This window comes from Methylocaldum sp. 14B (assembly GCF_002005105.1).
Taxonomy (GTDB): Bacteria; Pseudomonadota; Gammaproteobacteria; order Methylococcales; family Methylococcaceae; genus Methylocaldum.
Genome location: NZ_MSCV01000054.1, coordinates 1 through 15974 on the forward strand (window position 1 = coordinate 1; position 15974 = coordinate 15974).

A 15974-nucleotide genomic window follows, 5' to 3' on the forward strand; every position below is an offset into this window, starting at 1 on the left:
CTCCTGGTGGGCGGCATCGGCATCATGAACATCATGCTGGTCTCGGTGACCGAACGGACCCGCGAAATCGGCATCCGCCTCGCCATCGGCGCGCGGCGGCAGGATATTCTGCTGCAATTCCTCCTGGAAGCCCTGATCATCTCCCTGGCCGGCAGCCTGATCGGCGCCGCCATCGGGTTCGCCGGGGCCTGGCTCGCCGCCAGCCTGGGCGGCATGACCGTGGTCGTCACCCTCTGGTCCATCCTGCTCGCCTTCACCGTCGCCGCGGCAGTGGGCATCTTCTTCGGGTTTTATCCCGCCCGCAAGGCGGCCGAACTTCGGCCGATCGAGGCATTGCGGTATCAGTGATGAACGTGGGTAAACCGCCTTAATTTTCGCGATCTATAGTAGGACTAAGTTCAGTTACGTTTACCAACCGGAAAATCCATGAATTTCTGTATCGAACACGAGCAAGAAGAGGATGGCCGTTGGCTTGCCGAAGTTCCTGAATTGCCGGGCGTGCTCGCCTATGGCGCAAATGCCGAGGAGGCCATGGTCAAGGTTGAAGCTCTTGCCCTGCGCGTCATTGCCGAGCGCCTGGAACAAGGAGAAAGTCGCCCAATTCCGATTCATTTCTCGCTTGCTGCCAACGCATGAGTCAATGGCCGTTTTGCGGAACCCCAGCTTCACTCTGCGTTCGCGGCCTATAAAAACTGGGGCTTGTTTCTCTGACCCAGCCTACAGGCGAATCAGGGCTTTCCCACCAAGCAATCCGACAAGCCGCCAGCCTTCTTGATAAACCGCTCGTCGAATGTTTGCAGGGACGAATACCGCTCGCTATTCGCCAAGTGGAAAGCATCGGCGAAATCCAGACCGGCTTCGTGCCAGTTGATCACCCGCGCGACAAGCTGGGCATTGTTTACATGAACGTTTTTGAGCCCGAATAGCTTTTTGAATGCGGAGCAGATTTCCGCGGGTTTAAAGTCGTACGCATAACGCAGCACCCATTCGGTTTCCAGGATCACCGTATCGGGTATGAAGATCTCGGCCGTCCGGAAGAGCTGGTAGCTGGCCTGGTATTGAGCCTGATCGTCCCGGGTGAGAAGTCGTACGACAATATTGGTATCAATCGCTATCACGCCATTCCTTCCTTACGTGCTGGCGTATCGCTTGATCGATTTCTACATCGCTCTTGGCTTTCCCTTCGAACCGCAAGCAGCCCGCAACCTCGTCGAGAACGGTTTCCTCGAAAGGCACTTTCGGTTTGAGCAGAATGCCGTCGCCAACCTCGATGGCAACCAGCTCCAGCCCTGCTTCCCAACCGTGGGCCGCTCGAAACCCTTTGGGAATGATCACTTGGCCTTTGCTCGAAAGTTTGGTGGTCTCCATGGCGCATACCCAATGTAAGACAAACGTAAGATTTTGTGCTTAAGAACATCATCCGTCAATAAGCCAACGAAAAGAGATTCTTGCTTTTTGCTCCGATTGGACGAGTCAGTCCGTCATCCAGAATGCAACCGTGCAGAATCCGAGCTCAAACCGGCATCTACAGACCTTGCGAATGTCGGTCTCGTTCGCCGCCCCACTCTACCGAAACGTTTTCCGGAGCTGAATCCTCCCACTCTACCCGGCTTGAACGCTTGTCAAGACAATGACGTGCGGGCGTTCTGTCTTGCTTTCAGCTGTAACACATGCCGGACAGAAAGCCACTTACGTCATGCGAACAGACCGAATCTGGACCTTGACAGGTATCTTTCAGAAGCGCACTGTTGGGTCAAATCCCACGCCCCCTGCTAATTTCCATGGATCGGAGAACATCATGAAGGAAGTGGCCTCCTGCAATGTTTTGATGATCTATCCGCGCTTCAAAGCGGAATCGTTCTGGAATTACCCCGAAGCCTGCGAATTGGTGGGCGCACGTTATCCGGCCGCTCCGCTTGGCTTGGTTACCGTAGCTTCATTGCTGCCTCGAGAATGGAATATCCGTCTCGTCAACCGGAACACCGAGGAGCTTAGCGACGAGGATATCGCCTGGTCCGATATGGTGATGACGGGGGGCATGATTACCCAGCAGCCCGATACGCTCGACTTGATCGAACGAGCCCACATCATGGGCACGCCCGTGGTCGTGGGCGGGCCGGATGCGACCTCGAGTCCGCACGTTTACCGTTCGGCGGACTTCCTGGTTCTCGGAGAAGCCGAGGGCATTATGCAGACGTTCGTGGATGCCTGGGAGAGTGGACAACGATCGGGGATGTTCACCGCCCCCAAGTTCCAGATCGATGTCACGAAGAGCCCGATCCCGCGTTTCGATTTGCTCAAATTCGAGCATTATCTTTACGTTGGTTTGCAGTTCTCACGGGGCTGTCCGTTCACCTGCGAGTTCTGCGACATCATCGAGCTTTACGGACGGGTGCCGCGCACCAAAACCGCGGCGCAGGTGTTCGCCGAACTCGATGCACTCTATTCAATGGGTTACCGGGGGCACGTCGATTTCGTGGACGACAACCTGATCGGCAACAAGAAGGTGGTAAAGGCGTTCCTGGCCGAACTCATAACCTGGCAGGAAGCCCATGACTTTCCTTTCGAATTCTCGACCGAAGCCTCGATCAATCTCGCCGAAGACACCGAGCTTCTCGAACTCATGAAACGGGCGAACTTCTTCCTCGTCTTCATCGGCATCGAGAGTCCGGACCCGGAGACTCTGATCGCGACCAAGAAAAGGCAGAACACCCGCCGCGACTTGGTCGAGAGCATCCACAAGATTTACTCCTACGGCATGATGGTTACTGCCGGGTTCATCGTCGGATTCGACAGCGAAAAGGACTCGATCGCCGATGCCATGGCGGATTTCATCGAGGCGGCGGCGATTCCGGTGTGCATGGTGGGGCTTCTGTATGCATTGCCGAATACACAGCTGACCCGGCGGCTACAGCGGGAGGGGCGCCTCCATCCGGGCCATGACATCATGCCGGACGTGGACGCCGGCGACCAATGCACCAGTGGTTTGAATTTCGACACCTTGCGCCCGCTCCGGGATGTGCTTGACGACTACCGGCGCATTCTCCAGCGCGTGTATGACCCGGTCGCCTACGTCGGACGGATCAATCGGCTGGTCAGCCTGCTGGACCGATCCGATCGTCCTCGCGACTTACCTAAAGGGGACGCCCGGCGAAAAGTCGGCGCCGTCGAAACGGTCAACAAGGTTTTCAACAAATTGCCGGAATTGCGCGACGCATTCTGGCAGACCTTCATGAACTGCGCCAAAACCAACCCGCAGGCCTTGCGTCTCGCTGTCAGTCTCATGGCGATGTACCTGCATCTCGGCCCGTATTCGCGTTACGTCATCGGCGCCATCGATCGTCGGATTGACGAACTCGACCGGGACACGAACCAAAACTGGCTTCGGTATCAATCCAGCATATCGGCCGAAGGCTGAGCCCGGCCTTGCAAGCCTTTCGCACGAGGCGACCAGGCCGGTTGTCATGGCTGTTGACTTAAGCAATTCCGCCCCCCTACACTTTAGTTTCGTCACGAAACTATATAACAACAAGACTTGCTGAGGAAACAACCATGCGCAACGTAAAATCCCTTACCTTGACCGTAGCTCTTGCGATCGCCGCCCATGCACCGGCCGGTCACGCGGACGGCTACTTTTCCGAGGTAGGCGACAAGTTCACGAGGGGATTTGCAAATCTGTTTACCGGGATTGGGGAAGTTCCGAAAAATATCGTAGGCGCAAGCAAGAAGACCAATCCCGTCGTCGGGAGCGCTGGCGGCTTGATCATGGGTACGCTGGACACGCTCGGCAGGACCGCATCCGGCGTTTTCGACGTCATCACCAGTCCGATTCCGACCAAGAGCCTGGTCGAACCGGCCTATGTGTGGGAGAACTTCGAAAAATCCACCTCCTATGGTGACGCTTATTTGTAATTCGTAAGCGTTTCGAACGATCCGTCGTCCGACTTCCAGCCAAGAGTCGCGGGATGTGGGTGAAAAACGAGCCACATCCCGCGAACTTCACCGCCTCGCTCCGTCGCTCCTGATCGGCCACCGTTCCGCTCACCGAGGTACCGCCTTGCCGTCCGCCCTTTTACCCTTTGATATACTCCGGCGGCTCGGAGAAGCGGTCGATCCGCGCCCGCATTCGATAAGACGTAAACAGAGGAGGCGTTCATGCCCACAGTCGATTCCCTGCTGAAAACGGTTCGAGAGATCGAACCGATCATCCGCCAATATGCACAGGCGGCCGAACGCGAGCGCAAACTGGCAATACCGGTGGCGAAGGCGATGCAGGAGGCGGGCCTCTATCGATTGTGGCGGCCGAAGGCATTCGGCGGACTTGAGGTCGAGCCGATCTCTGCTTTTCGCGTAATAGAGGAAGTCTCCCGTATCGACAGTGCGGCGGGTTGGAATCTGCAAATCGCCGTTGCCCACGATATGTTCGCCCCATGGTTCGGCGACCAGGCCGCGCAGGAGATTTTTGGGTTCGAGGCAATTCCGGTCGGCTCCTTCAACCCTGCGCGCAAGGCCGTTCCGGTCGCGGGCGGCTATCGCATCTCGGGACGCACGACCTTCGTGAGCGGCGCACACCATGCGACGGCCTTTCTCGGCTTTGCGAATATCTACGATGATGGCGAACTGCGCGTGGCCGCCGATGGCAATCCGGAAATGCTGTTGATCGCGGTTCCCGCGCCCGAAGCCGAAATCGTCGACAACTGGAACACGATGGGCATGCGCGGCAGCGGCAGCCATGATGTCGAGATGCGGGACGTATTCATCCCCGAGCATTGGGCCGCGCCATGGCGACCGTTAGAGAAACCGGGCAGCGCCTATCAGGGATCTCTTTACCGGCTGACGGTCTGGCCGGCGATCGCCGCCCTCGTCCCGCCGGCGCTCGGTATCGCACGCGCGGCCATCGATGAAGCGGTCGAGCTCATCACCCGGAAGACGCCCGCGTATGGAACGAAGACGCTCAAGAATCAGGCCGTCGTTCAATCACAGCTCGCACGAGCCGAAGCCAAACTCGGTGCCGGCCGACTCTATTTCTACCAGGCGTTCGAGGAAGCTTGGAAAGAAGCCGTCGCTGCGAGATCCGTCACGATAGAGCTCAAAGCCAAAATGCAACTCGCGATGACCCACGCCGTTCTCGAATCCGCGGCAGCGGTGGACCTCATCCACGAGATCGTGGGAGCCTCGGGAATCCGAGAAGAATATGAGTTCTCGAAGCACTTCCGCGACATCCACGTCATCACCCAGCATGGCTTCATCAACGCGGGCAAGCTGGAGGCAGTCGGACAAATCATGCTCGGACTCGAACCCGAGTGGCCGTTTTTCCAGTTCTAGCGCCATTGCTGACATCAAGAGGCAACGCTCTCGGGACAAATCCCGAGCACGCCTGATATATTAGAATTCACTAATTAAATAACACCGGAGCATACGTATGGATCAGAGCATGGGCGAACTGATGAACCACACGGCCGACATGGGTCAGGCCCAGATGTTTTCGAAAGCCTGGTACAACGAATATTTTCGGCGTGCAGCCGAAAGCCCGACCCATTCGCGCTTCTGCGAGGCGGTTTACGGCCGGGACTTGTGCCAGCACGGCATGATGGACACGGACGAGATGGATTGCCTGGCTTCGCTGCTCAAGCCGGGTGAGAAGGTTCTGGAAGTCGGCTGCTCCAACGGATACATCACGGAGTATCTCCATCAGCGCACCGCCTGCACCATACGTGGAGTCGATTATTCGGATGTCGCCATCGCTCAGGCGCAACGCAGAACGCAGGGAAAAACGCCCGCGCTGGATTTCCGATGCGTCGACCTGATCCACGACGAGCTCCCCGGCGGGGATTACGACGTCATCCTGGCAATCGATTCCATTTATTTCATGGGCGATTACGGTGCCACGCTGGCGAAGCTCAACGCCAAACTGGCCCCCGGCGGCCGGATGATCGTCGCCGCCTTTCAGGCAAAGGAAGAAAACGATCCCGACACGATCTTGCTCCCCGGTCACACGCGCATGGCCGAAACCTTACAAGGCTTGTCGTTCCGCTATACCCAGCATGACTTCACCGCAAACATCCGAAATCATTGGATAAAGAACTACGAGTTCTCCCGGACACTGCAACCCGAGTTCGCTGCCGAAGGCAACGAATTCCTTTGCGAAGCCCGTATGGCCGAAAACGGTTGGTTCAAGGACCACGCCGAACGGGGAACCTTGGTCCGGTTCCTGTACGTTATCGACCATAACCCGAATCTGGCACCACCCGGACTGCAAAGCGCCCGATAATATGGTGCGGAATCGGTAAAGGGAGAAGCGAAAAAGTATAGTTGATGAAATTCCAATAGTATTTAAATATTCGTTTAAATACTAAATCACTAAGGTAAACACGGGCATAACAAACAGAAACTCGATCGAATTCGACGAGGTTAATTCCGTGTGAGCCATTACGGATTTAGGAGGCAATAGATCCCCTACCATTAGAACGAGACGAGTATTCGCCTCGCTTCCGGGACTTTTAAAGCACGATTGTTCAGGAAACTCGTTTCTTCAAAAAGGTGAACTGAGGATGCAGCGGCAATAAAGCCGCATTCCACGAATCTTGCCCCGCCGCGGGCAGTCCAAAACCAATTCCCGACGGTTTTGTGCTCACCCCGTCCCTGAGGCTCGTTCTTCGGACCGAACTCCGCACTTCCCAATTGACCAAAGCCGTCCCCGGCTTTGGCCCGCTAGGCAAACTTCGTTTGCCCCATTCGGCTCCCGACCGAATGGTTGCTCCTGGCAAATTTGTGGCGGACCAATCCGCCGGGAACGGATTTGCGCATTTTCCCAATGGGCGTAGGATAGTCCGGCGTGATTCCCTGCCGGCATGATGGCTTAACCTATTAATCAGGCCCGTAAATACCCTCCTGGTATTTCGGGCCGCCGCCCAGGCCGGTACACGCCCGGCCTGGGCTCACGCGGCTTGTCGCCGCGCCGGGGCATCCCTGCCCCGGATTAACCCGGCCTATATTTATAGGCCGGGTTAATAAAGGCATTGCCTCGGATCTAGGGAAGCAAATGCACGCCGGCGACCCCATCCTATCTCGAACAGCGCATCGCTAGCGGTTAGCTCTTGCGGGCTAGCCCGTGATCCGGTGCGCCTGCCAATCGCGGGCTGAAGCCTACTCACAAGCGTATAGCCCATTTAGCATGGAAGCGGCCGCAAGCCGACAGAATTCATGCGGCTCATAGATATGCCGCACTTTTCAGTGTTCCGCTCGCGCCAAACCGCTTCCGGCTGATATTTAATGTCTGGTGGGATAAGGGATAAAAAGCACTGGCACAAACCAAGGGTTCGTTGTTTACAAAGGCCTTTTGCCTTGTCAGGCCAATTATCTTCAATATTTAGATGTCGTTTTTCGTAAGCCGGACTATTATTCATTTTTTTCAGGAGAGTTTCGAATCGTAGATCGTGTGACGGACTCGGGGGTTAAATCGGATTACCCTTAATGCCGAAAAAGCATTTCCGGGCCGACCTATAACAATACATTCATCATCCATAACGAGAAGGAGAATAATGATGACGATCTTATCCTTGACCTTTAAGGAAACCATGTCGGGGTATTTTGCTTTGGGGGCGAGCGATACCGCGGAAGGCGCGCAGCGGGGAAAACAGGACGGGACCACTCTGGCCATGCACGCGGAGGTCGGTATCGACGATTTGGACCGTTTCGTCAGCGATCCCGATCATTTAGGCTCTCTGAAAGGCACCATCGATTTCCCGCCTCTCGGCATGGGCATCGAGGCGCCCACCGGGGTCTTCAACCTGTTCAAGCCCACCGACAATCCCGACATGACCTATATGGTCTACGAGCTGGCCTTCCATCATCAGGGCGAAGACTACTACCTCGCCGGCCATAAAGACGTCAGGGACGATTCCGGTTTCGATCTGTGGTCCGACACCACGACCCTCTATACCACGCTGCATCAGGGCAAGGACAAGACCGCCCCGGTCATAGGCGCGGGCATTCTGACCTTGGGCATCAAACAGTTGGCCGACCTGTTGTCGACCATCGAAGTGCCGAACGCCGAAAACCTGGCCGAAAAGGCCGCCGCGGTCGAAAAGTTCGGCCGATTCTTCGCCGGCAAGCTGTGGGATGCCTACGTCATCCCGAAATTCGGTAGGCAGGTCTTCGACAAGAATGTCGACGACACTTTGCATTACGATGTGATCGTGATCGGCAGCGGCTTCGGCGGCGCGGTCACCGCCTGCCGTCTGGCGGAAAAAGGCATGAAGGTCTGCATTCTGGAACGCGGCCGCCGCTGGGATGTGAAGGATTATCCGCGCGGGCCGAAAGATGCTTGGTGGTGGTCCCACGAAGAACCCGAAAAGGACAACGGCTGGATCGACATCCGATTCTACAAGCACATGGCCGTAGCCCAGGGCTGCGGCGTCGGCGGCGGCTCGCTGATTTACGCGAATATCTTCGTCGAGGCTGAACCGTTCGCGTTCGAATCAGGCTGGCCGGCGGAAATCACTTACGACGCACTGAAGCCCTATTACGAAAAAACCGGCAAGATGCTCAACGTCCAGGAAGTGCCGGACAATCAATGGCCGCCGAAAATGAAGCTCATGAAAGAAGCGGCGGAAAATTGCGGCTATAGGGCGCGTTTTCGCAAAATGCCGCTGGCCGTCAATTTCGATCCCGAGTTCAGCTACGACAAGCCCGACGCCTTCGACGACAAGCACTCGAAATCGCACGTCAACGCATTCGGCCTGGAACAGGGGACCTGCGTTCACTGCGGCAATTGCGACATCGGCTGTCAGGTCAAGGCCCGCAACACACTGGACCTGAACTACATCCCTCTCGCCGAAAAGCACGGCGCGGAGGTCAAGCCCCTGCACCTGGTTCAGCGCATCACCCCCCTGCACGGCAACACGGGCTACCGGGTCGACTTCGACGTGATCGACACGAAGAAGAAAAAACTGGTTCCCGGCCATTTGAACGCAAAGAAAGTGATCGTCGCGGCCGGTACCATGGGCAGCAACGAGCTTTTGCTGCGCTGCCGCGATCAGTACGGCACCCTGCCCGAGCTGAGCCCGATGCTCGGCGTCGGCTGGAGTTCCAACGGCGATTTTCTGACTCCGGCAATTTATGAGAACCGCCAAATTTCGCCGACCCGCGGCCCCACCATCACCAGCGCCATCGATTTCCTGGACGGCTTTTTCCGTAAACAACGCTTCTGGGTGCAGGATGGCGGTTTCCCCAACCTGCTCAAGGATTCCCTTCAGGATTTGAGCAAGGATCACCACTTTGGCCATTTCTTCTCGGTTCTGAAATCCCTCAACAAAGGCAGCGATCCGCTGTCTGCGGTCATGCCCTGGTTCGGCCAGGCGGTCGACGCCTCGGACGGTGTGCTGAAACTTTCCCGCAGCTGGATTCCGCCGTTCCGCCACAAGATGGACCTGGAATGGAACATCAAGAAATCGGAGGGCGCGGTTCAGGCGCTGATCGACATGCACAAGACGCTGTCGGAAGCCACCGGGGGCACGGCCATCGTCCCGGCGACCTGGGAAATCCTAAAAGATCTCATTACGCCGCATCCTTTGGGGGGTTGCCGCATGGGCACCAGCATCGCCGACGGCGTGGTCGACCACAAGGGCGAGGTATTCGGCTATCCGGGGCTGTACGTAGCCGACGGTGCCATCATTCCGAGGGCGGTGGGCCTCAACCCGTCCCGCACGATTGCCGCGCTGGCCGAACGCATCGCGGATTTCATCCAACCCTGAACCCCGCCTTCGGGGAAGGAGCGTCCCATGTCTTTGACGGAACGCATCGTACCGTTCACGGCCGGCGACGGGCTGGCCCTCAACCTCATCAACGTCCGCTCGGCGGACCGGGCTCCCACGCGGGAGCCCGTCATCGTGGTGCATGGCGCCGGGGTGCGAGCGAACATTTTCCGCGCGCCCGGACAGCCCACCGTCGTCGATGCGCTGGTGGAAGCCGGATATGACGTCTGGCTGGAAAATTGGCGCGCCAGCATCGACTTCCCTCCCAACGAATGGACTCTGGATCACGCCGCCCTCTACGACCACCCTCACGCGGTGCGCAAGATCCTGGAAGAGACCGGGCAGCGGAAAGTCAAGGCCATCATCCACTGCCAAGGCTCGACCACTTTTACCATGTCCGCTATCGCCGGACTGGTGCCGGAAGTCACCACCATCGTCAGCAACGCCGTGTCGCTGCATCCGGTGGTCCCGGACTGGTCGGAATTCAAGCTGAATTTCGCCGTGCCCGTGGTCAACGCACTAACCCCTTACGTCAATCCGCATTGGGGCGTCGAGGCGCCGACCCTGATCGCCAAAACCATTACCGGCCTGGTGAAGCTGGTCCACCACGAGTGCGACAGCACCGTGTGCAAGATGGTCAGCTTCACCTACGGCAGCGGATTTCCCGCACTGTGGCGGCACGAAAACCTGACCGACCTGGTCCACGAGGATTGGATCAATCAGGAGTTCGGCAACGTGCCGCTACGCTTTTTCAAGCAAATGGCCCGTTGCGTCAAAAAAGGCAACCTGGTCTCGGTCGACGGCCTGCCGGATTTGCCGTCGGATTTCGCCGCTTCACCGCCGAAAACCGACGCGCGCTTCGTATTCTTCGCCGGCGAGAAGAACCGCTGTTTCCTGCCGGAAAGCCAGAGAAAATCCTGGCAATACTTCGACGCGCTGCGGCCGGGTTTTCACGCGCTGCACGTGCTGCCCGAATACAGCCATTTGGATGTTTTCATGGGCAAGAACGCCGCCACCGACGTATTTCCTCTAATGATTCAAGAACTAGCCAAATAACGAACAACAACAAGGTAATCACAATGGGTATTCCAAAACGCATCAAAGCCATCTCGGGGCAACACTCCCTGGTCGACAACATCCCTTTCCAACTGCCCGTTCAATGTGCGCCCTCGCCCGTCCTCATGGCGGTCTTTCCGATCAACCCGGACAAGGCGAAGGCTCTGCTGCCGGCGGAAGTCCATCCGCTGCGGGTGGGCAGCAAGGGCTTTTTGGTCGTCACCGTCATCAATTATCTCGGCACCAATATCGGCACCTACGTCGAATACAGCATAGGCATCGCCTGCACCCATGGCCTGAAACCCGCGCCGTCGCTGTTGCCGCTGCTGTTCATGAACTGGTTCGGCAGCGGGCAGTACGTGGTCGACTTGCCGGTATCCACCAAGATTTCGGTAAAGGGCGGCAAGGGAATCTGGGGCATGCCGAAACATCAGGCCAACCTCGATTTCAAGATCGGCGACGACACCGTCAGCAGCCAGTACGATCTCGACGGCAAACTGGTGACCTATATCGAAATCGGCCGGCCCTCGTCTACGCCCCTCCCGCTGAACATGAACACGGTCAATTACTGCGCGTTCCGCGGCATGCTGATGAAGTCCTACATCTATTTCCAGGGTAAAGCGGGCCTATGCCTGTTCAACTGGGCCAAAGCCCGACTGGTGCTGGGCGACCATCCGCGTGCGGAACCCTTGAAAACCCTGGAAATCGCAGACAAGCCGCTGATGACGGCGTTCATCCCCAATGCCGTCGGCACTCTGGACGATCATATGGATTGTTGGTTCTTGCACCAAGACCAGCCGCCGACGACCGCACCCGAGGGTATGGAAAGCGTCATCAACCTGCCCCTGGACGAAACCTGGCCGCCCGCCCCCACCGCTCCCATCGTCGGACAGACCTTCGGCAACCTGAACCGCTGAGGAGGCCGGCCATGAACTCAGCCAACACGGTTCCGCTAACCGCCCCCTTGAAGTCCGGACAGCCGAAACGGGCACTGGTCCTTCCGGGCGGCGGTCTTCGATTGTCTTATCAGGCGGGCATCCTGCTCGCTCTGGAAGAGGCGGGCCTGGAGTTTCAGTACTTCGACGGCACGTCCGGCGGCAGCCTGAACATGTCCATGCTGCTGTCCGGGCTGAAGCCGGCCGAAATCTGCCAGCGCTGGCGCACGCTCAATCTCAAGGACACCATCGCCTTCCTGCCGCTCAAGGATTATCTGAATGTGGAAAACCTGGAAGGACTGGGGGATTCGAAAGGGTTTCGCACCAAAGTGCTGCCACATTTCGGCATCGATACCGCCCGTATCCGCGTCGTCGACTCGCTCTCCGCCAGCTATAACGTCCTGGATTACGCGAACAAGGCGGTCAAGGTGATATCCCACCGGGACATCGACGAAGACATGATCATTGCCGGCATGTCCCTGCCCGGCGTTTTTCCCCCGGTGCGGAAGGACGGCGGCATCTACCTGGATACCGGCTTCGTGCAGGACGCGAACCTGACGGAAACGGTGAAAAACGGCGCGGAGGAAATCTGGGTCTTGTGGGGTTTGGGCAATACCGGCACCTATCGGGGCGGCCCCTTGCATCTGTACGTCCAGATGCTGGAAATGAGCGCCAACGCCGCCCTGAACAGCCAGTTGGAGGCCGTCCGAGAGATCAACCGGCGGATCGAACACGGCGACAGCCCCTACGGCCAAACCCGTGCGATCCGGGTTCATGTCGTCAAGCCGGAATATCCCTTGCCGCTCGACCCGGACCTTTATCTCGGCAAGATCGATCACGCCACTTTGATCGAAATGGGCTATGCCGACGGAAAATCCTATCTGCGCGCGATACCCGGAACGACCGCCGAAGCGCAGAGCAATCCCTCGCGCATGAAAGATCCCGTGCCCGGAATCCGCTTCCGGAAGTGTTTTCAGGGAAAAATCTCCTTGGCGCAGCAACCGGAATCGAAACAGGATTTGAAGATCGAGCTGTGCATCCACATCGCCGATCTCGAGGCTTTTCTCGCCGATCCCGAGCATGCCGCGCGGATCACCGGCCATCTGAGCAGCCCCGCTTTCGGGCCGACGGTGTTGCTTGCCGATAGCCGCTTTTCCCTGACCAGCCTGCCGAATCGAACCCGGCGCATCGGTTACGAACTCCGCTTCGAGAGCGAAAACCGGCGTTACGGGCTAGTTGCGGAGCAGATTCTGCACGACGATCCGGGTCCCGACATGTGGCGGGATTTGTCCACCGTTTCCGCGCAACTGTTTGCGGCGGACCCGGCGGACTCCCGCCCGCTCGGCACCGGGACGCTGTGCTTGTCGATGGGCGGCGTCAAGGATTGGCTCGGCGGCATCCGGGCGACGGAAACCCAAACCGTGACCGACGAACTCAAGGTCGTCGCCCGCTTCGCCCGGTTCGTTCTCGGCGAATTGTACGACGTGTACGGATAGCCCCGAACCGCTCCGCCCGCGCCAGGGAAAGCCAGGGCCATCCCTCAGGGACTGAAAACGAATAACAACAAACCCCGGAGGACCGATCATGAGCCAATCCGAAGCGCTCGAATTCTTTCACGAAGTCGATATCAGCGACCCGAACAGGCCGAACCGCCTGTGCGTCTGCATCAGCGACGTGCATTTCACCGACGGCACGGTGGGCGTGCAAAGCCGCGACGACTGGGACGATTTCTTCGGTGAGATCACTCTCCTGTGCGAAGACCGAGGAATCGAGGAACTGGTGTTCGTCCTGGATGGCGACGTGGTGGACATGATCCGCACCAAGCACTGGGCGGAGCGAGGAGTCTACCCCTGGGAACGCGATCATCCGGAATTTCCCGCCATTGTCAAAACGATCATGCAAGGGATCGTCGACCAGCACGACGGGCATGCCGGCGGGCATTGCAAATTTTTCCGAATGCTCCAGGAATTGCCGGCCGCGCTCACGGCCAAAGGCGTCAAAAAGGTCGACGTCCTGGTGCTGCTCGGCAATCATGACAAGGAAATCCTGTCCGCGCCCGATGCGCTCAAGCTCTTTTACGAAGAATGCCTGGGCTGGCAACTGAAAGACATTCCGGAAGACTATCGACTGAAGGTCGGACGGATGTACGGCGACGAAAACCTGTTCAAGAGTCCCGACAGCGCCCCTTGGTTTCCGTTCTACTATGCGGACCTCGGCTTCCGCCTGTTCGTCACCCACGGCCAATGGCGTGACGGGGACAATTGCCGCGCCCTTCCCGAATGGTCCATCGAGAACGGCTGGCAGATAGAGACCTGGCGGCAACTCCGCTATCGGCCGTTCACCGATCCCTGCTTCGGCGATACGGTCGCGGCGGGCGTTCTGTCCGGGTTCATCTGGAAAGCGAAGCAAGCCTTGGCCGAGGAGGACAGGAAACGCATAGCACGGGCGGAAGCGAAAAGCCTCGGGGTGACCCGTTTGGAACAAGTCCTCGACGAACTCGATCTTTACCGGCCGAGCTATGCGGCGGTTTCACGCATCATCGAAGAAACCCGGAAGCTCAAGGAGCGGCCCGACCTCGCCGACACCATAGAAAAGCTCCTGCAAGACTCGGTATCCGAGTGGCTGAGCTGGGACTTCACCTATGAAAGCTCCCCCCGGAAACGGCGCATCGGCCTGAAATTTCTGCGCTGGTGGCTAGGTGTCGCGAGCAAGCTGCACCGCACGCTCGAACTCAAGGCGATCGAATGGTTCATGAAAATACTCGCCTGGTTCCGCAGCCACCACCGGGAAGATGCGGTCACTTTCGAAGAGATGAAGAAATTCCCGGCTTTCCTGCCCGAAAATCGAATCTACGGATTCCACATCCACGGCGAAGGCCACACCCATAATCCCCTGGAAGAAGAACCGGATGTCGACAAGGGCCGAAACTATACCTACATCAATTTCGGCACCTGGCGCGACCAGGTCGTGGAAAAGAACGCCGGACATTGGCTCCTCAAGCTCCTGAGAAGAACCAAACCCAGCTACCGCCGCCGCAGCGTCGGCCGCGCCCTGTTCGTCCTCGACCTCAAACCCGCCCCCGGCGACGACAAAAGGATTTTCGGCTATTGGGTCGACGACAACCTGACCTGGAGCGACAAGCTGGATTGGAAGTGAATCATTCGGCGGAACGGGCATCCAGGCGCTCCCTGGATGCCCGTTTGCGATTGGAAGGGTCGCTTCGGCGCTCCCGAAGCGACCGTTTGCGATTGGAATACGCGGGTAGGCTATTCCGCCTTACTAGAGCGTTTTTCATCCCGGTGTACGGATTTGTGTAGGGCGGGAAGAACGTAGGTCGGCAATCCCTTGCCGACAAAGCCCTTTGCCGAGCCGGTACTTGAATCATCGTCTGTCGTTGTCGAGTGGATTGGCACTAACCCATTCGTTCATAACGATCCACGGTATGCCCCGGTAGGTAACTACATGTTCACTACTGTAGATGAGTGGGTCAGACGAGATGCCTAACACTTCGCTCGAGAGGGACGCTCCGCCAGCAAGCTTCGCTTGCTGTCTCCGCGCCCCTCAACTCAAACGTTGGGCATCACTGAATGCGCTGTGATACTTACAACGATCTGCATCAGGTAGTCGCTGCTAGGACGGCTTCTGCAACCGGCGTTGTCGTGATTGATGGTGCCAGTTGTTCGGGAAAATCTACGGCCACCATGCATCTGGCACGTGACCTAAACGGATTCCGAGTGAGTGCGGACAGCTATGTCGAAGCGGGACGAGGTGGTTCCTTCGTCGGTCGGCTGGCGCTCGAATTCTTAAGAGACGATATCGAGCGACTCCAGAAGTACTTTCGTCTCGTATTCTTCGAGGGGATCTGTGCGCGAGATATTCTTGGCGAAATAGGCGTTAAGCCAATAATGTCGATCTACGTTCAGACGATCGCAACCAGCGGTCTTTGGCATTTCCAGTTCCATCTTGAGGACTTCATGAACGGGGCTGAAAATCGAGAAGAGGAGCCCTCCCGCAGTGACTACGAATATCACGCCCGAGTGCGGCCTTACGAGAACGCGGATGTAACGTATGTGCGCGTGGCTGACTGATGTGACGCCCAATCGGGTAACCGGGGGTTTCTAACCCCCAGCTTGTGTATGCTGCATGAGATTTAGCGTAATGCGCCGAATGGGTTTCAAACCCGCTCGCCCACATCGATATCGGATTCCACCCCACCCGCCCAATTTAA

The 15974-nt window shown here is 57.7% G+C and carries 14 protein-coding genes; 12 read left to right on the plus strand and 2 right to left on the minus strand.

The genetic code is table 11. The annotated features are described in order from the left end of the window. Together B2A78_RS24885 and B2A78_RS24890 are read left to right on the plus strand one after the other, a co-directional pair. Positions 1–348, plus strand: a 348-nt coding sequence (locus B2A78_RS24885; RefSeq protein ID WP_205780900.1) for an FtsX-like permease family protein, incomplete at its 5' end; no start/stop codon positions are given. 78 nt (positions 349–426) lie between these two features. Then, positions 427–636 carry a type II toxin-antitoxin system HicB family antitoxin gene (locus B2A78_RS24890; RefSeq protein WP_077732749.1) on the plus strand — a complete coding sequence of 70 codons (210 nt, stop codon included), beginning with the start codon at positions 427–429 and terminating at the stop codon, positions 634–636. 92 nt (positions 637–728) lie between these two features. On the opposite strand, the gene B2A78_RS24895 is transcribed toward B2A78_RS24890, so the two are convergent. Together B2A78_RS24895 and B2A78_RS24900 are read right to left on the minus strand one after the other, a co-directional pair. After that, positions 729–1118 carry a type II toxin-antitoxin system VapC family toxin gene (locus tag B2A78_RS24895; protein WP_077732750.1) on the minus strand — a complete coding sequence of 130 codons (390 nt, stop codon included), beginning with the start codon at positions 1116–1118 and terminating at the stop codon, positions 729–731. After that, positions 1105–1368 (minus strand): AbrB/MazE/SpoVT family DNA-binding domain-containing protein, encoded by a 264-nt coding sequence (locus B2A78_RS24900; RefSeq protein WP_077732751.1) that lies wholly within the window; start codon positions 1366–1368, stop codon positions 1105–1107. Before B2A78_RS24900 ends, B2A78_RS24895 begins: the two co-directional genes overlap by 14 nt. Positions 1369–1798: 430 nt before the next feature. Between B2A78_RS24900 and B2A78_RS24905 the strand changes: the two genes are divergently transcribed. The 10 genes from B2A78_RS24905 to B2A78_RS24950 all read left to right on the plus strand — a co-directional run bounded on the left by B2A78_RS24905 (position 1799) and on the right by B2A78_RS24950 (position 15834). Beyond that, complete coding sequence (locus B2A78_RS24905) at positions 1799–3418, plus strand: B12-binding domain-containing radical SAM protein (protein WP_077732752.1); 1620 nt, start codon at positions 1799–1801, stop codon at positions 3416–3418. A gap of 134 nt (positions 3419–3552) precedes the next feature. Beyond that, complete coding sequence (locus B2A78_RS24910; RefSeq protein ID WP_077732753.1) at positions 3553–3912, plus strand: exosortase system-associated protein, TIGR04073 family; 360 nt, start codon at positions 3553–3555, stop codon at positions 3910–3912. 243 nt (positions 3913–4155) lie between these two features. Then, positions 4156–5325 (plus strand): acyl-CoA dehydrogenase family protein, encoded by a 1170-nt coding sequence (locus B2A78_RS24915; RefSeq protein ID WP_077732754.1) that lies wholly within the window; start codon positions 4156–4158, stop codon positions 5323–5325. Positions 5326–5422: 97 nt separating this feature from the next. Then, positions 5423–6271, plus strand: coding sequence for a class I SAM-dependent methyltransferase (locus B2A78_RS24920; protein ID WP_240502680.1), 849 nt, complete (start codon positions 5423–5425; stop codon positions 6269–6271). 1270 nt (positions 6272–7541) lie between these two features. Beyond that, positions 7542–9755 carry a GMC family oxidoreductase gene (locus B2A78_RS24925; protein WP_205780901.1) on the plus strand — a complete coding sequence of 738 codons (2214 nt, stop codon included), beginning with the start codon at positions 7542–7544 and terminating at the stop codon, positions 9753–9755. 27 nt (positions 9756–9782) lie between these two features. Next, on the plus strand, positions 9783–10811 hold the full coding sequence (locus B2A78_RS24930; protein ID WP_077732755.1) for an alpha/beta fold hydrolase: 1029 nt from the start codon (positions 9783–9785) through the stop codon (positions 10809–10811). A gap of 23 nt (positions 10812–10834) precedes the next feature. Beyond that, entirely contained in the window at positions 10835–11728 is an 894-nt protein-coding gene (locus B2A78_RS24935) for an acetoacetate decarboxylase family protein (protein ID WP_077732756.1), read from the plus strand. Between the two features lie 11 nt (positions 11729–11739). Continuing rightward, complete coding sequence (locus B2A78_RS24940) at positions 11740–13242, plus strand: patatin-like phospholipase family protein (protein WP_077732757.1); 1503 nt, start codon at positions 11740–11742, stop codon at positions 13240–13242. 88 nt (positions 13243–13330) lie between these two features. Beyond that, positions 13331–14902, plus strand: coding sequence for a metallophosphoesterase (locus tag B2A78_RS24945; RefSeq protein ID WP_077732758.1), 1572 nt, complete (start codon positions 13331–13333; stop codon positions 14900–14902). A gap of 578 nt (positions 14903–15480) precedes the next feature. Beyond that, entirely contained in the window at positions 15481–15834 is a 354-nt protein-coding gene (locus B2A78_RS24950) for a hypothetical protein (protein ID WP_168175553.1), read from the plus strand. Positions 15835–15974 lie beyond the last annotated feature (140 nt).

What these genes read in the sequence shown, in the direction of transcription:
- B2A78_RS24890 (WP_077732749.1), top strand. Translation starts at nt 427, where the DNA reads ATGAATTTCTGTATCGAACACGAGCAAGAAGAGGATGGCCGTTGGCTT.
- B2A78_RS24900 (WP_077732751.1), bottom strand. Translation starts at nt 1,368, where the DNA reads ATGGAGACCACCAAACTTTCGAGCAAAGGCCAAGTGATCATTCCCAAA.
- B2A78_RS24905 (WP_077732752.1), top strand. Translation starts at nt 1,799, where the DNA reads ATGAAGGAAGTGGCCTCCTGCAATGTTTTGATGATCTATCCGCGCTTC.
- B2A78_RS24910 (WP_077732753.1), top strand. Translation starts at nt 3,553, where the DNA reads ATGCGCAACGTAAAATCCCTTACCTTGACCGTAGCTCTTGCGATCGCC.
- B2A78_RS24915 (WP_077732754.1), top strand. Translation starts at nt 4,156, where the DNA reads ATGCCCACAGTCGATTCCCTGCTGAAAACGGTTCGAGAGATCGAACCG.
- B2A78_RS24920 (WP_240502680.1), top strand. Translation starts at nt 5,423, where the DNA reads ATGGATCAGAGCATGGGCGAACTGATGAACCACACGGCCGACATGGGT.
- B2A78_RS24925 (WP_205780901.1), top strand. Translation starts at nt 7,542, where the DNA reads ATGATGACGATCTTATCCTTGACCTTTAAGGAAACCATGTCGGGGTAT.
- B2A78_RS24930 (WP_077732755.1), top strand. Translation starts at nt 9,783, where the DNA reads ATGTCTTTGACGGAACGCATCGTACCGTTCACGGCCGGCGACGGGCTG.
- B2A78_RS24935 (WP_077732756.1), top strand. Translation starts at nt 10,835, where the DNA reads ATGGGTATTCCAAAACGCATCAAAGCCATCTCGGGGCAACACTCCCTG.
- B2A78_RS24940 (WP_077732757.1), top strand. Translation starts at nt 11,740, where the DNA reads ATGAACTCAGCCAACACGGTTCCGCTAACCGCCCCCTTGAAGTCCGGA.
- B2A78_RS24945 (WP_077732758.1), top strand. Translation starts at nt 13,331, where the DNA reads ATGAGCCAATCCGAAGCGCTCGAATTCTTTCACGAAGTCGATATCAGC.